The sequence below is a fragment of the Rossellomorea marisflavi genome, from assembly GCF_001274775.1.
In the GTDB taxonomy this organism is placed as follows: Bacteria; Bacillota; Bacilli; order Bacillales; family Bacillaceae_B; genus Rossellomorea; species Rossellomorea marisflavi.
The window spans coordinates 1,452,498-1,468,841 of sequence record NZ_LGUE01000001.1 but is presented as its reverse complement, the minus strand read 5'-3'; the positions used below and the strand labels follow the sequence as shown (position 1 = coordinate 1,468,841).

Below are 16,344 nucleotides of genomic sequence, written 5' to 3'. Positions count from 1 at the left end.
TTTATAGTATACACAATGGGGTCCGGGTTATGTCAAAGGGTGATTTGCCCTAAACCCCTCTCTATATTCCCTTTTCCGTTTCTGGGTAAACGGTTCGAGGGTAGGAATTCCTTTTGTGAAGACAAAAGGGAATAGGAACAGACCAAAACGCAAGGTCGTGAGAAGGGGAGGACCGCATATCATTCCCTCGGTCATCCGACCGATTCCTTTCCAGACAGAAAAGATTATAATGAGGTTGCTCCATTAAAGAAGGACAATTTCAAAAAAACAAAAAAATGTGAAAAAAGGGTAGATAAATATTTCGAAACTCGATATATTTAGTAATGCACTGTTTTTACTGAAGGGAGAGAATACATGGATACGTTTAAGAAATTAAAAGATTTTTACTGGCCGTACAAGTCGCAATTCCTCATCTCGATGATTTTCCTCATCTTTGTCACGGGTATCACGGTCGTGTACCCGATCATCCTCCAAATCACCATCGATGATGTTATTCTAAAAGGCGACTATCAGTGGATTCCTTACCTTGCCTTCGGTTTTATCGGAATCATGGCACTGAAGGGGATCGGCACGTTCATTCAGCAGTACTTCGGAGATCTGTTCGGGATTACGTCGGTATATCGCCTTCGCAATGAGCTGTACCAAAAGCTGCAATTCCTTCCTTTCAGCTACTATGATAATGCGAAGACCGGTGACCTCATGTCCAGGTTGACTGCCGATGTAGAAGCGTTCAGGTTTTTCCTTTCATTCGGCTTTTCGGAACTCCTCCGTTTTTTCCTATTGGTGTCCGTCAGTTTTTGTGTGATGTTCTACTATTCTCCTTCACTGACATTCATCACGTTGGCGACCCTCCCATTCTTGGCCATATCGGTGTTTAAATTCGATAAGGCTGTTCATCCCGCTTTCCGGGGGATCAGGAAATCATTCGGGAAATTAAACACAAATGTCCAGGAAAATATCAGCGGGATCAATACGGTCAAATCCCTTTCACGGGAAGAGTTCCAGAACGGTAAGTTCAATCGTTCAAATGGTGACTACAAGGACAAATATCTCTTCACCTCTGATATCTGGGCGAAATATTTCCCACTGATGGAGTTTCTGGGCAATGTGAGTGTCATCCTGCTTCTCGGTTATGGAGGATACCTCGTGATGAATGGGAACCTTGCTCCTGGTGAACTGGTTGCCTTCTACAGCCTGGTCTGGTATATCATCTGGCCGATCATGAATCTGGGATTCACCATCAATCAGTTTTCTCAATCGAAAGCTTCTGGAGAGAGGCTGCTTGAAATCCTTGAGGTCGATGAGAAAATCAAGGACGGTGTACATGCGGTTGAAGCAACACGCATGAAAGGGGAAGTAAGATTCGAAGATGTTTCCTTCCATTATAATGACCTCGATGAAGATGCCGCCCTGGAGTCCATTACATTCAACGCACCACCCGGTAGGATCGTAGGACTGATCGGCGGGACCGGTTCAGGTAAATCAAGCGTCATTCAACTTTTGACACGATTTTACGAGCCTCAGGAAGGGAGTATCACCATAGATGGGATGGATATCCGTGACTATTCCATCAAATCCCTTCGTCAGAACATCGGCGTCGTGCTCCAGGAATCGTTCCTGTTTTCTTCCACCATCAGGTCGAATATCGCGTATGGGCGTCCTGAAGCGTCTCAGGAAGACGTAGAGAAGGCCGCAAAGCTTGCTCAGGCCCATGACTTCATCATGACCCTTCCCGATGGCTATGAGACAAAGCTTGGGGAGAGGGGGCTTGGTCTGTCTGGCGGTCAGAAACAGCGGATTGCCATTGCGAGGGCCATCTGCCTCGACCCTTCTATCCTTGTTCTTGATGATGCCACATCGGCGGTGGACATGGAAACGGAATTCCGCATCCAAAAAGCGCTGAAGAACGTCATGTCCGACCGGACGACATTCATCATTGCCCATAGGATTTCTTCATTGAAGCACGCTGATGAAATCCTGGTTCTTGAAAATGGGAGAGTGGCGGAGCGGGGTAGACATGAGGACCTCCTTGCCAACAACGGTCCTTATCAGCGCATCTATGATATTCAATACAAAGACCAAAAGAAAATTCTGCAGGCTGGGAGGTGATGAGTGAATGACAAAGATGAAAAATGACAAAAAAGTGATGGACCGATTCCACTACTCAACCGATCAAGTGATCGACAAACCATTCAACTGGGGACAGCTTTCGCGGCTACTGACGTATTTGAAACCGTATTCCAAGAAGCTGTTGCCTCTGTCCATCCTGACGGTACTGATCACAACGGCCGTCAGATTGATCATTCCGATTCTGATCGGGGTGTATACGCTGGATAAAGCCATCCGTCAGAAGGATGGAAGTCTGCTGATGACCTTGATTGGTGTGATTGCAGGACTCTATGTAATCAGTTACTGTGCCAACATCCTCAGGATACGTTGGATGAATCAGCTGGGCCAAGGCGTGATCTATGACCTGCGCAAGCATCTGTTCAGTCATGTGCAAAGCCTGTCCCACCGATTCTTCGACCAGCGCTCAGCCGGCTCGATACTTGTCAGGATCATGAACGACATCAATTCACTTCAAGAATTGTTTACAAACGGGGTCATCAACCTATTGATGGATATCATCCTGCTCGCAGGGATCATCGTCCTCCTGTTCACTCTAAGTCCCGAGCTCACCCTCGCCGTCATGGTCATCCTTCCGATCATGTTCTTCATCTCCACCACGTTGAGGAAGAACATCCGGAAATCATGGCAGCTTGTGCGGCTCAAACAAGCAAAGCTCAATTCCCACTTGAATGAGAGCATCCAAGGGGTCAGGGTGACACAGGCCTTCACCCAGGAGCGTGAAAACATGGCGTTCTTCGATGGAATCAATACGGAAAACTTCGAGAGCTGGAGAACGGCCACCAAGAAGAATGCCATCTTCAGACCACTGGTCGAAATGACCAATGCCGTTGGTACGGCCGTTTTGATCTGGTATGGTGCCCATCTGATACAGAACGGTTCTTTGCAGCTGGGAGAATTCGTTTCCTTCGCCTTTTACCTAGGCATGTTCTGGGAGCCGATTTCGCGTCTCGGGCAGGTGTATAATCAACTGTTGATCGGGATGGCTTCATCAGAGAGGATCTTTGAATTCCTTGATGAAAAGCCGATCGTTCATGAGAAGGACGAGGCCATTTCCATGAAAGAAATCGCCGGTCATATCCAGTTCAACGAAGTGGAGTTTTCTTATGATGATAAGCGAAAGGCCCTACAAGGCATCAATCTCGAGATGAAGGCCGGTCAGACCGTAGCCCTTGTGGGACATACGGGATCAGGAAAAACGACCATCGCCAATTTGATCAGTCGTTTCTATGATCCGACGGCAGGAGCGGTCACAATCGATGGGAATGACTTAAGGGATGTATCGGTGGCGAGCCTGCGTAACCAGATTTCCATCGTCCTACAAGATACGTTCATTTTCTCTGGAACGATCATGGATAATATCCGGTTCGGACGTCCCGATGCGACAGATGAAGAAGTTCGACTCGCTGCGGAAGCGATCGGAGCGGACAATTTCATCGGGAAACTCGCAAATGGCTATGAGACCGAAGTAGAAGAACGCGGGAACGTTCTATCTGTAGGGGAAAGGCAGCTTCTTTCTTTCGCGAGGGCCCTGCTTGCCAATCCCCGCATCATCATTTTGGATGAGGCAACGGCGTCCATCGATACGGAGACTGAGGTGAAGATCCAATCGGCCTTGAAAAAATTATTGAAAGGCCGTACAGCCATCATCATCGCCCACAGGCTTTCTACCATCAGGGACTCTGATACTATCTTCGTCCTTGAAAACGGAAGAATAAAGGAAAGTGGAAACCATGATCAGCTGATGGAACAGAGAGGGGATTATTACGACCTAGTAGAATCACAGTTCCGAATGATCGAAGCAATATAAAAGAAACATCCCTGGCCGGTCTGGCAGGGATGTTTTTTTTACCCGTGAGAGGGAAATGGTACCATAACATCGAATGAGGTTAGTTTGTGAAGTTTGTCACAAAATAGTCATGTTCACTAATTCACATACTCTTGGTTTGTTTTATAATAAGGGTATAACGTACGAGGGGGAATCAGTTTTGGATAGCGTCATGATCAGTAGATTGCTTACATCGAGTACATTGATCTTCCACATCATTTTTGCAACGATCGGGGTAGGGATGCCCATAATGATCGCCATCGCAGAGTTTATAGGGATAAAGAAGAATGATAACCACTATCTCCTTCTGGCCAGAAGATGGGCAAGGGGGTTCACCATTACTGTTGCTGTAGGGGTCGTTACAGGAACAGCGATCGGTCTGCAGCTTTCATTGCTGTGGCCATCATTTATGAAAGTGGCAGGTCAAATCATCGCCCTACCGCTTTTCATGGAAACGTTCGCCTTCTTCTTTGAAGCTATATTTCTTGGGATTTTCCTTTATACGTGGGACCGGTTTAAAGGCAAGTGGACCCATTGGCTTCTCAATCTGCCCATTATGATCGGTTCTTCGGCTTCGGCATTATTCATTACGACCGTCAATGCATTCATGAATACACCTCAAGGGTTCGAGCTTAAGGACGGCAAAGCCATCGAAATCGACCCGATTGCAGCCATGCTGAATCCTGCCACCCCTACGAAGGTTTTTCATGTGCTTACCACTTCTTATATGACAATGGCCTTCATCCTTGCAGCCATCGCCGCCTTCTCCATCCTTTTGAAAAAAGGAGGGGACTATCATAAAAAGGCACTTCGGATGACTATGACAGCGGCATTGGTCTTTTCACTTGGAGCAGCTCTTGCAGGGGATCTTTCGGCAAAATTCCTTGCAGAGTATCAGCCGGAGAAGCTTGCAGCCGGTGAATGGCATTTTGAAACAGAGAAAAATGCAGATCTCATCGTCTTTGGCACAATCGATGAGAATAATGAAATCTCCAATGAAATCCGACTGCCAGGATTCTTGAGCTTTCTTGCAGGCAGTTCATTCGATACGGAAGTGATCGGCCTGAACGATTTTCCGGAAGATGAACGACCACCCCTTTGGATCCACTATATGTTCGATGGGATGGTGTCGATCGGGATGTTCAGTATTTTCATCAGCTTCTTATTCATCCTCCTGTGGAAATGGAAGAAGGGGAATGAATTCAATAAACCGCTCCTATGGGGCATCGTTGCAAGTGGGCCACTCGCCATGCTTGCCATTGAATTCGGATGGATCTACGCAGAAGTCGGAAGACAGCCTTGGATCCTCAGGGGATATATGAAGATTGCCGAGGCAGCCACCCATGCAGATGGCGTCGCCTGGATTTTCGCCATGTTCCTGGCCCTTTACTTGATGCTCGGCATCTTGTGTGTGGTCGTCCTCATCAGGATGTTCAAAAACAAACCTGCAGAAGCGGAACTTGAGAAAAGGTTCCCAGCCAACCGGAAGGAGGAATAGGATATGAGTTTGGAAGTGATCGGGATCTCCGTCCTGTGGATCTTTTTGTATGGGTATCTCATTGTAGCATCGATCGATTTCGGTGCCGGTTTCTTTGCCTTCTATGCCCGGATGAAAGGGAAGGAACACACGATGAATGCGCTCATCAGCAGATATCTGTCACCGGTATGGGAGGTGACCAACGTATTTTTCGTATTTTTCTTCGTCGGTCTGGTAGGATTCTTTCCGGATACCGCCTATTATTACGGGACGGCCCTCCTCATCCCGGGAAGCGTGGCCATCATCCTCCTCGCAATACGGGGAAGCTTTTATGCATTCAGTAACTACGGATCGAAGGAAAACATAGGTTACTTGTTCATTTACGGGGCCACGGGGTTGTTGATACCGGCGTCTTTATCCACGGCGCTCACCATATCCGAAGGAGGCTTCCTAAAGGAAACCGATGACGGCGTGACATTCCTGGCCGGAAAGCTTCTGACCAGTCCCTACTCATGGAGTGTCGTATTTTTGTCAATCGTTTCAGTCCTATTCATTTCAGCGGCATTTTTGACTTACTATGCCAATAGGGCAGGGGATATGGCCTCCAGGGAGATTTTGAGGAAATTTGCCCTTTTCTGGAGCCCACCTACGATTATTGCGAGCCTATGGGTTTTCTGGTCCTTGAAGAATCACAACGAAGAGCATTTTATGAATGCGATGGATATTTGGTGGATGTTCGGCCTATCCCTATTATTCTTTGCTCTCGCCACATGGCTTATCTATCGCCGCAAACAATTCGGCCTAGCCTTCATTTCGGTCATGCTTCAATTCTTTTTCGCTTTCTTCGGGTACGGTGCCTCCCATTTGCCGTATATCCTGAAGCCTTTTATCACCATTGGTTCAAGTGTAACGAACGAAGTGATGGGGACGGCCCTTATCATCGTATTCATTGCCGGCTTGCTGCTGCTGATTCCATCCCTGTATCTGTTGATGCGCCTGTTTTTATTCGACGCAGATTATGTGAAAGGGAAAAAATAATCCCCTAGCAGCTGACCAATTATACTCACCGGGATTTTATGCTAAAATAAGGATAGCAAAATAGGGGGTATGGGAGATGAAAAAAGAGTTTGTTGTCATCGGTTTGGGTCGTTTCGGAGGGAGCATCGTACGCTCCCTCGCCGATCAGGGGATGGAGGTGATGGCCATCGATATGGATGAGGATAAAGTGAATGAATTTTCCTCCACCGCTTCACATGCTGTCGTGGCGGATTCGACCGACGAGTCGGTCCTCAAGAGCCTCGGGATCCGCAACTTCGATCACGTGATTGTTGCCATCGGGGATAATATACAGTCAAGCATCCTCACCACCATCATGCTGAAGGAGATCGGTGTGAAGAAGATCACCGTCAAGGCCCAGAATGACTACCATGAAAAGGTCCTGAGGAAGATCGGTGCCAATCAGGTGGTTCACCCTGAGAGGGATATGGGTAGAAGGATCGCCCATAATATCGTTTCGAATAATGTGCTGGATTACCTGGAGCTGTCGGACGAACATTCCATCGTCGAGCTTGTTGCCAATGAGAAGCTCAGCGGGAACAGCTTGATCGACCTTGATATCCGGGCAAAATACGGGATCAATATCGTGGCAATCAAAAGGGACCGGGATATCATCGTGTCTCCCCAGGCAGAAGAAGAGATACAGGAAGGGGATATCCTCATCGTGATCGGTGCGGACACCGATATCAACCGCTTTGAAAAAAAAATCCTGTGGACATAAAGCTTATAGTAAAAGGATGGCCGACTGCTTACGCGGGCCATCCTTTTTTTTGATAGGGGATTCTAGCATACAAAAAGTGACCATGTAATGACAAACACAATCAGTGTAGGTTCTTAATACCACTCATGATTTACGTGCAAGACTACGCTTTCCGCGGGCAGCCAGTGAGCCTCCTCGTCAGGCCTTCTCCCATCAGCTGCTCTTTCCTGCAGGGGTCTTTTCGTCTTGCACTTCAATCAAACGCAAGAATCTTAAAAGCTCATGAAACAAATGAAAAATCCGGACTACTTTGCCCTATCTGTGGGAAAGTAGTCCGGATTTTATTATGACTAAAGCACGTGTGTCTCAGCCCTTTTATAATGGATCAGACTTCCATGATGATCGGAAGGATCATTGGACGACGTTTGGTTTTTTCGTATAAGAAAGGAGCCAGTGTGTCGGTGATTTCATTCTTGATTTCAGACCATTGAGTAGTCCTTCTTTCTAGCACCTTGTTCAGGTGTTTGGAAATCAAGGTTTGCGCTTCGTTGATCAAGTCCCCAGATTCACGCATATAAACAAATCCGCGAGAAATCAGATCCGGACCGGAAGCAATCTTGAAGTCCTTCATATTGATGCTGACCACGACGATGACCAGCCCTTCTTCTGAAAGGATGCGGCGATCACGGAGGACGATGTTTCCGATGTCACCGATTCCACTTCCATCGATGTAAACATTCCCTGAAGGAATCTTCCCAGCCACCTGAGCAGAGTCGCTGCTGAGGGCAAGTACATCACCATTATCCATGATGAAGCAGTTATCAGGGTCTACTCCACAGTCGACGCCAAGCTGAGCGTGCATCTTCTGCATGCGATATTCACCGTGAATCGGCATGAAGAATGTAGGGTTCATCAGACGAAGCATGAGCTTCATTTCTTGTTGTCCACCGTGTCCGGATGTATGGATATTGCTGAGTGGTCCGTGGACCACTTCTGCTCCTGCACGGTATAGAAGGTTGATCGTACGGTTTACACTGATCGTGTTTCCAGGGATCGGTGAAGATGAGAAGACGACAGTGTCACCCGGTTGAATCTGGATCTGACGATGTGTACCGTTTGCGATACGGGATAGGGCAGCCATCGGTTCCCCTTGAGAACCCGTACAAAGGATGGCCACTTCATTCGCAGGCAACCGATTGATTTGATTATGTTCGATGAAGGTTTCCTTCGGCGCATTGATGTATCCAAGCTCCTGGCCGATGGTGATGGCCGCCTCCATGCTTCGGCCGAATACAGCGACTTTACGGTTGTGATAGACTGCCGCTTCGACAACCTGCTGCAGGCGGTGGATGTTGGATGCGAATGTAGCAAAAATAACGCGGCCGTCCACTTTCCTGAAGATATCGTCGATGCTTTCGCCTACTTTGCGTTCGCTCATTGTAAAGTTCGGGACCTCAGCATTCGTACTGTCGGAAAGTAGGCATAGCACGCCTTCTTTTCCGATTTCCGCCATTTTGGTCAGGTTGGCAGGTTCCCCTACAGGAGTGAAGTCAAATTTGAAGTCACCTGTGTGAACGACATTGCCCGGAGGCGTCTTGACCACGATCCCGTAAGAATCCGGGATGCTGTGTGTGGTGCGGAAGAACGTGACGGACGTTTTCCGGAACTTGATCACATCATCTTCCTGGATGATGTTGAGCTTGGCATTACGGAGAAGTCCGTGCTCTTCAAGTTTATTCTTGATCAATCCCATGGCGAGCTTTCCGCTATAGATCGGAATGTTCAGCTCGCGAAGGAGGTACGGAATCCCCCCGATGTGATCTTCGTGACCGTGAGTGATGAAAAGTCCCTTGATTTTATCTACGTTTTTAACGAGATACGTATAGTCAGGGATCACATAGTCGATGCCGAGGAGTTCGTCCTCAGGGAATTTGACCCCTGCATCGATTAGGATGATTTCATCCTGGAACTGTACAGCGTATGTGTTTTTACCGATTTCACCTAGACCACCGAGGGCAAATACTGCAGTCTGGTCATTCTTGACAAATTTCATCCGATTATTGCTCAAGCTCGAATGATTCTTGGTTTTTCTCGTGTTCTAGAAAAGCGCCCTCGAGCTTTTGCACGAATTCGATGTTGTACGGTTTGTCTTTCAGCTTGAGGCGTACCTCACGCTCTGAATCTGCTTCGATGTAAAGAGAGTCAGTGCATTCGCGAACAGGCACTTCTTCTTTACTCTTTTGATAAAATACTTTGTAAATCATGTGTTTTCTCTCTCCTTATCCGTTTTCAAAACTTTAACTTTCCTCTATGATAAAAAAGTTATCAACATAATGTGTGGGTTGTTACCATACGGTTTACCCATAAATAGATCATTTCATTCCAATGGGCGACAGCGGCCCGGGATCTCTATCATGAATATGTATAGTATGAATTATAAAGGATTCTTCCTATTAAATAAAGTTTTATCAAGATTCCATGCACATAAAGAGCAGGAACGGATCCATTCTTGGAGAAAAGACTCCCAAAACGGCATCAGTCCCTGCTTATGAAAAGTGACAGTATGACATGCATGTAGATGGACTCCTTCATTTAAGCGATCGTCTTTTTTTTAAGCAACTCTTTCCACTGTTTCATAAGCTTTTTACGCAGCTTCTTGAACATGGATGATCACTCCTTACCTATATTTTACCGAGAAAAAGGCTTGAAGTAAAGATGCCTTACCTTTATTGTACGGAATTTCTCTTATCTCTTACATGGTTAAATATAGTAAATGAAGCGGTTGCGGCATCCATTGACAATTTAGCAGTGAAAGCGTACCTTTATCAACGTCTTACCATTTTGTTATTCCATTACTAGAAAGAGGAGAGTCATAATGTCGAAGATCGTTTTTTTTGATATAGACGGAACACTGCTCGACCACGATAAAAAACTCCCATCCTCCACGAAGGAGGCCATCAGCCGCCTCAAGGAAAATGGGACGTTTGTAGCCATCGCCACGGGGCGTGCACCATTCATGTATGAACCCTTGAGGGAAGAACTCGGCATCGATTCTTATGTTTCCTTCAACGGACAATATGTTGTATTCGAGAACAACGTCATCTATACGAATCCACTTGATACCGGCCGTCTTGAAGCCCTGTTGGAAGACTCGGAAGCCAAGGGGCATCCCGTCGTCCATCTTGATCATGAAACGATGAAGGCCAATCATGAAGATGATGAATATATCAATAAGAGCATGGCAAGCCTCAAGTTCACCCATCCTGAATGCCAGCCCGAGTTCTATAAGGGAAGAGACATCTATCAATCACTTCTATTCTGTGATGAAGAGGAAGAGATGTTTTACCGCGAAAACTACCCGGAATTCTCCTTTATCAGATGGCATGAACATTCCATGGACATTCTGCCTGACGGGGGATCAAAAGCAGAAGGGATCAAACGGATGATCGACAAGCTCGGATTCCGGATGGAGGATGTATATGCCTTCGGAGACGGGTTGAACGATATTGAAATGATCAAGGGCGTCGGAACGGGTGTTGCCATGGGGAATGCCGTGGAAGAGCTGAAGCGGCATGCCGACCTCGTGACGGCGGATGTAGCAGATGAGGGCATCTCTAAAGCGCTTAGTAAACTGGGCCTGATATAACTAACAGAAAAGGACTCCCCTGAACAACGGGGAGTCCTTTTTCACGATTATCGTTCAATGGGGATGGCGTCCGGAATCGGTTCGAACGGATGTTCATGATCGATATGGTCATAGAACATCACGCCGTTCAGGTGATCGATTTCATGCTGGAATACGATGGCTGCCAGTCCTTTCAGGCGGATTTTGACTTCGTTGCCGTCCACGTCCCACCCTTTTACCGTCACGCGGGCATACCTTGGAACGAATCCCGGAACGTTCCGGTCAACAGACAAGCATCCTTCACCTGACGTAAGAAAAGCTTTTTCGATGGAATGACTGATGATCTTGGGATTGAAGAGCGCATAGCTGTAAAGGCGCTCACCGTCCCTCACGTTAACGGCGATCATCCGTTTAAGGACATTGATCTGGGGAGCAGCAAGGCCTATGCCCGGCCTTAATCCGTACTGTGCGGAAAGCTCCGGATCCTGACTGTTTTTAACATACTCAAGAAGGCTTGAGAGGATCTCTTTATCCTCCTTTGAAGGCGGCAATGTCACTTCCTGTGCCACTGATGTGAGGGAAGGATGGCCTTCACGGATGATATCTTTCATTGTAATCATAATGGTTTTATTCCTCCTCGAAATGCAACGGTCTTTCTGAAAAGTTTTCCGTTGATACATGAAAATCTGATGCGCGGAATGCGTGCAATAGAATTATTTTAACACTTCATACACAAAAAGTTAACGAATCTAGCAGGAGTCATGAATACCGGTGCAGCGCGGGGCATAGTAATAGAGTACCGGGTTTCCTGTGTATAGACATATTCCGACAGGGGTAACTCCCTATTGTCAAAATCTGCAGACATCGATATAGTAGAAGATGGAAAAAATGTTAGGGGGATCTGATCGTGTCGAAATTTCGTTTTGCAATCGTTACAGGTGCAGTCGCACTTTTATTGATGGGATGTTCAGCGACATCATCACCGGAAGAAAGCCTTCAGGATGTCATGGAAGAAACCGTTTCCAAGGAAAAGCCATACGCTGAAGCCCAAAAGCCGCTGCAGGAGCTGGAGAAGAAAGAGCAAAACCTTTATGAGACCATCATGGGACTTGGAATGAAGGAAATGGACAAAATCCAGGAGCTTTCAGACGAAGCTTTGAAGAATGTCGATAAGAGGAAAGAGTATATCCAAAAAGAGCAAACGTCCATGGACGAGGCTAAAGAGACGTTCGCAGATGCATCCAAATACATAGAAAAACTAGATAACGCAGATCTAAAGAAACAGGCTCAGTCACTGGAGAAAACGATGAAGGTACGCTATGAGCTCCACGGAAAGCTGACGAAATCCTATCTGAACGTCCTTGACGGGGATAAGGAACTGTATGAAATGCTCAAAAAAGAAGACCTCACGATGGAACAACTGGAAAAGCAGGTCACATCGATCAACAAGGAGTATGAAAAAGTCTCCAAATTGAATGATGAGTACAATGACAAGACGAATGAATACAATGAAGCAAAGAAGGATCTATATTCCAATGAGGCATTCGAAGAGAAAAAGGATTGATTGATGGAAGACGGCACCCGTTGCCGTCTTTTTTATTTGCTTCGGAGTTACTCTATAACAGAATCGTAAAAAAGAAACTATTATATATAACAGGTGGTCAGACCTCAGTAATACAGATGGCTTCAGACAATCATCTTGAAGTTGTCTGAATATAAAAGAGAACTTATAAAATATAGCACTTTGTCGTTGACGTACCGAAAATAGGTATTGTAAACTAATAGAGGTGATTTAATATTGTATTAGTCAGCATCCCGTGTTGAGTAGTACAGATCAACCCGATTTTAAAATTGGGTTTTCTTTCTGAGTATTTGTGGAAAACTAGTAACAGTGTGTCCACGGATATGTGGTAAGTCATACTTGATTTGGGTAATCTAAACTTTGTATGTAAAAAACCAAAATAAATGCATGTAGAAAGGATAGGTGACTTCGATGGCTTCTAAATCAAAGAAGGCACAATTCGACGCAGTGAAAACGCTCGAAGAAGTTGAAAGCAAGTTTGAAATGCTCCAAATTTTGAACGAAGAAGGCGAAGTTGTAAACGAAGACGCAATGCCGGAGATCTCCGATGAAGATCTTCAAGAGCTTATGCGCCGTATGGTTTACACTCGTATTCTTGACCAACGTTCCATCTCCTTGAATCGTCAAGGACGCTTAGGGTTCTACGCTCCGACAGCAGGTCAGGAAGCATCACAGATCGCTTCACACTTTGCACTTGAGAAAGAGGACTGGATCCTTCCTGGATATCGTGATGTTCCTCAAATCATCTGGCACGGCCTTCCGCTAACGAAAGCGTTCTTGTTCTCTCGCGGACATTTCGTAGGAAACCAAGCGCCAGAAGGTGTGAACGTCCTATCCCCACAAATCATTATCGGTGCTCAATACATCCAAACAGCTGGTGTGGCACTCGGACTTAAAAAACGCGGCAAAAAAGCTGTAGCAGTAACATATACAGGAGACGGCGGTTCATCACAAGGTGACTTCTACGAAGGTATCAACTTTGCCGGTGCTTATGCTGCCCCTGCAATCTTCGTGGTTCAAAACAACCAATTCGCGATCTCAACTCCTCGCGATAAGCAAACAGCTGGTAAAACCATCGCTCAAAAAGCGGTTGCAGCTGGTATCCCTGGTATCCTTGTAGACGGTATGGATCCACTTGCCGTATTCGCAGCAACTGCAGAAGCCCGCAAGCGTGCAGTTGATGGACAAGGACCTTCACTAATCGAGACACTTTGCTACCGTTATGGTCCACATACAATGGCAGGGGACGATCCGACTCGTTACCGTACTTCTGAAATGGATACTGACTGGGAAAAGAAAGATCCATTGGTGCGCTTCCGCAAATTCCTAGAAGCAAAAGGACTTTGGAGCGAAGAAAAAGAAAACGAAGTCATCGAATCTGCTAAGGAAGATATCAAGCAGGCGATCAAAGAAGCTGATGGAACTCCTAAACAAAAAGTGACAGATTTCATCAACAACATGTTCGAAGAGCTTCCTTACAACCTTAAAGAGCAATTAGAAATCTACAAAGAGAAGGAGTCGAAGTAAGCCATGGCGCAAATGACAATGATTCAAGCGATCACTGATGCACTGCGCACAGAACTACGCAACAACGAAGACGTACTAGTTTTTGGTGAAGACGTAGGTCTAAACGGTGGTGTATTCCGTGCAACGGAAGGACTTCAAAAAGAATTCGGTGAAGACCGTGTATTCGATACGCCGCTTGCAGAATCAGGTATCGGCGGACTATCAATCGGTCTAGCATTGGAAGGGTTCCGTCCCGTTCCAGAAATCCAATTCTTCGGTTTCGTATACGAAGTAATGGATTCAATTTCCGGCCAAATGGCTCGTATGCGCTATCGTTCTGGTGGAGCTTACTCTTCACCGATCACGATCCGTTCTCCATTCGGTGGTGGGGTTCATACTCCTGAACTTCACGCGGACAGCCTTGAAGGACTTGTTGCTCAGCAACCTGGTCTTAAAGTGGTTATCCCATCAACTCCATATGAGGCTAAAGGTCTTTTGATCTCAGCGATCCGTGATAACGATCCTGTCATCTTCCTTGAGCACATGAAACTATACCGTTCATTCCGTGAAGAAGTTCCGGAAGAAGAGTATACAATCGAACTTGGTAAAGCCGCTGTGAAACGCGAAGGTTCAGACCTTTCCATCATCACATACGGTGCAATGGTCCATGAGTCATTGAAAGCTGCCGATGAACTTGAAAAAGAAGGCTATTCTGTAGAGGTCATCGACCTTCGTACAGTGAGCCCGCTTGATATCGAGACCATCATGGCATCTGTCGAAAAGACAAACCGTGCGATCGTTGTCCAAGAAGCTCAAAAACAAGCAGGTATCGCTGCAAACGTCGTTGCTGAAATCAATGACCGTGCGATCCTTAGCCTTGAGGCGCCAGTACTACGTGTAGCGGCACCTGATACTGTATTCTCGTTCTCTCAAGCTGAGACAGTTTGGCTTCCGAATTACAAAGATGTAATCGAAACAGCTAAGAAAGTACTTGAATTCTAATCCTATTCGGATAGAAAAAGAAAATAGAAGGGAAGCAACACCCTTCTATTTTCTACTATATAGAGAAAAAAAGATCCATCACATTCATCTATTCAATCATGATAAAACCAGGAGGTAGGATCCATGGCATTTGAATTCAAATTACCTGATATCGGTGAAGGTATCCATGAAGGTGAAATCGTCAAGTGGTTTGTAAAAGCTGGCGATACAGTAGAAGAGGACGACGTACTATGTGAAGTCCAAAATGATAAAGCTGTTGTAGAAATCCCGTCACCAGTTGCTGGTACGGTTGAAGAAGTCCTTGTAGAAGAAGGAACTGTGGCAGTCGTTGGCGATACATTGATCCGTTTCGACGCACCAGGTTATGAAGACCTTCAATTCAAGGGCAGTGACAGCGATAGCGATAGCGATAGCGATAAAAAAGAAGAGCCTAAAGCTGATGCAAAAACAGAAGCTCAGGTTCAAGGTACTGCAGAAGAAGGTCAAGAAGTGAGCAAAGAAGAAGTTGACCCTAACAAACGCGTCATCGCAATGCCTTCTGTACGTAAATATGCCCGTGAAAACGGTGTTGAAATCCGCGAAGTATCTGGTTCAGGTAAAAACGGACGCGTACTAAAAGAAGATATCGATGCATTTGCTAATGGAGGATCTGCTCCACAAGCTACTGAAGCTAAATCTGAGGCACCTGCCAAAGAAGAAAAAGCTCCGGCTCCAGTTAAAGCTCCAGAAGGTGAATACCCAGAGACTCGCGAGAAAATGAGCGGTATGCGTAAAGCCATCGCAAAAGCAATGGTGAATTCTAAACACACAGCTCCTCACGTTACACTGATGGATGAGATCGATGTGACAAAACTTTGGGCTCACCGTAAGAAGTTCAAAGAAGTGGCAGCAGAAAAAGGCGTTAAGCTTACATTCTTGCCATACATCGTAAAAGCATTGACAAGTGCCCTTCGTGAATATCCGGCTCTTAATACATCAATCGATGACGCTACAAGCGAAATCGTTCAAAAACATTACTACAACATCGGAATTGCAGCTGACACAGACAAAGGTCTTCTTGTACCAGTCGTGAAAAATGCAGACCGTAAATCCATGTTCAATATTTCAAATGAAATCAATGAACTGGCTGGTAAAGCCCGTGACGGTAAACTTGCCGGTGACGAAATGAAAGGTGCATCTTGCACAATCACCAATATCGGTTCTGCAGGCGGACAATGGTTCACTCCGGTTATCAACCATCCAGAGGTTGCCATCCTTGGTGTTGGCCGTATCGCTGAAAAACCTGTAGTGAAAAATGGTGAAATTGTAGCGGCACCTGTGTTAGCATTATCATTGAGCTTTGACCACCGTATGATCGATGGTGCTACTGCTCAACATGCACTAAACCATATCAAACGTTTGTTGAACGATCCAGAACTATTATTAATGGAGGCGTAATTCA

13 protein-coding genes are annotated in these 16,344 nt (G+C 46.1%); 10 read left to right on the top strand and 3 right to left on the bottom strand.

Annotated elements, in window-relative coordinates:
* Nucleotides 1-354: 354 nt before the first annotated feature.
* The 5 genes from AF331_RS07350 to AF331_RS07330 all read left to right on the top strand — a co-directional run bounded on the left by AF331_RS07350 (nucleotide 355) and on the right by AF331_RS07330 (nucleotide 7,209).
* Nucleotides 355-2,109, top strand: a complete 1,755-nt coding sequence (locus AF331_RS07350) for an ABC transporter ATP-binding protein (RefSeq protein WP_053427441.1) — start codon at nucleotides 355-357, stop codon at nucleotides 2,107-2,109.
* Between the two features lie 16 nt (nucleotides 2,110-2,125).
* The gene (locus AF331_RS07345; RefSeq protein WP_412177711.1) at nucleotides 2,126-3,937 is read left to right on the top strand and encodes an ABC transporter ATP-binding protein; all 1,812 of its coding nucleotides are present in this window, start codon (nucleotides 2,126-2,128) and stop codon (nucleotides 3,935-3,937) included.
* A 190-nt stretch (nucleotides 3,938-4,127) separates the two neighbouring features.
* Nucleotides 4,128-5,453 carry a cytochrome ubiquinol oxidase subunit I gene (locus AF331_RS07340; protein WP_053427823.1) on the top strand — a complete coding sequence of 442 codons (1,326 nt, stop codon included), beginning with the start codon at nucleotides 4,128-4,130 and terminating at the stop codon, nucleotides 5,451-5,453.
* A gap of 3 nt (nucleotides 5,454-5,456) precedes the next feature.
* A complete protein-coding gene (locus AF331_RS07335; protein ID WP_053427439.1) occupies nucleotides 5,457-6,470 on the top strand; it encodes a cytochrome d ubiquinol oxidase subunit II in 1,014 nt (337 codons plus the stop codon).
* 76 nt (nucleotides 6,471-6,546) lie between these two features.
* Nucleotides 6,547-7,209, top strand: coding sequence for a potassium channel family protein (locus tag AF331_RS07330; protein WP_053427438.1), 663 nt, complete (start codon nucleotides 6,547-6,549; stop codon nucleotides 7,207-7,209).
* A gap of 364 nt (nucleotides 7,210-7,573) precedes the next feature.
* Here the strand turns inward: AF331_RS07330 and rnjA are convergent, their stop codons facing one another.
* Nucleotides 7,574-9,241, bottom strand: a complete 1,668-nt coding sequence (gene rnjA, locus AF331_RS07325; protein WP_053427822.1) for a ribonuclease J1 — start codon at nucleotides 9,239-9,241, stop codon at nucleotides 7,574-7,576.
* A gap of 4 nt (nucleotides 9,242-9,245) precedes the next feature.
* Nucleotides 9,246-9,452, bottom strand: coding sequence for a DNA-dependent RNA polymerase subunit epsilon (locus AF331_RS07320; protein WP_053427437.1), 207 nt, complete (start codon nucleotides 9,450-9,452; stop codon nucleotides 9,246-9,248).
* Between the two features lie 611 nt (nucleotides 9,453-10,063).
* On the opposite strand from AF331_RS07320, the gene AF331_RS07315 reads away from it, so the two are divergent.
* A complete protein-coding gene (locus tag AF331_RS07315; protein ID WP_053427436.1) occupies nucleotides 10,064-10,834 on the top strand; it encodes a Cof-type HAD-IIB family hydrolase in 771 nt (256 codons plus the stop codon).
* A gap of 47 nt (nucleotides 10,835-10,881) precedes the next feature.
* Here AF331_RS07315 and def read toward each other — a convergent pair whose 3' ends face one another.
* Nucleotides 10,882-11,433 carry a peptide deformylase gene (gene def / locus AF331_RS07310; protein ID WP_053427435.1) on the bottom strand — a complete coding sequence of 184 codons (552 nt, stop codon included), beginning with the start codon at nucleotides 11,431-11,433 and terminating at the stop codon, nucleotides 10,882-10,884.
* A 287-nt stretch (nucleotides 11,434-11,720) separates the two neighbouring features.
* Between def and AF331_RS07305 the strand changes: the two genes are divergently transcribed.
* The 4 genes from AF331_RS07305 (at nucleotide 11,721) to AF331_RS07290 (ending at nucleotide 16,340) form a co-directional block, all read left to right on the top strand.
* Entirely contained in the window at nucleotides 11,721-12,377 is a 657-nt protein-coding gene (locus AF331_RS07305; RefSeq protein WP_053427434.1) for a YkyA family protein, read from the top strand.
* A gap of 429 nt (nucleotides 12,378-12,806) precedes the next feature.
* Nucleotides 12,807-13,922, top strand: coding sequence for a pyruvate dehydrogenase (acetyl-transferring) E1 component subunit alpha (gene pdhA, locus AF331_RS07300; protein WP_053427433.1), 1,116 nt, complete (start codon nucleotides 12,807-12,809; stop codon nucleotides 13,920-13,922).
* Between the two features lie 3 nt (nucleotides 13,923-13,925).
* Complete coding sequence (locus tag AF331_RS07295) at nucleotides 13,926-14,903, top strand: alpha-ketoacid dehydrogenase subunit beta (protein WP_053427432.1); 978 nt, start codon at nucleotides 13,926-13,928, stop codon at nucleotides 14,901-14,903.
* A gap of 123 nt (nucleotides 14,904-15,026) precedes the next feature.
* Nucleotides 15,027-16,340, top strand: coding sequence for a dihydrolipoamide acetyltransferase family protein (locus tag AF331_RS07290; RefSeq protein WP_053427431.1), 1,314 nt, complete (start codon nucleotides 15,027-15,029; stop codon nucleotides 16,338-16,340).
* The last annotated feature ends 4 nt before the right edge of the window (nucleotides 16,341-16,344 follow it).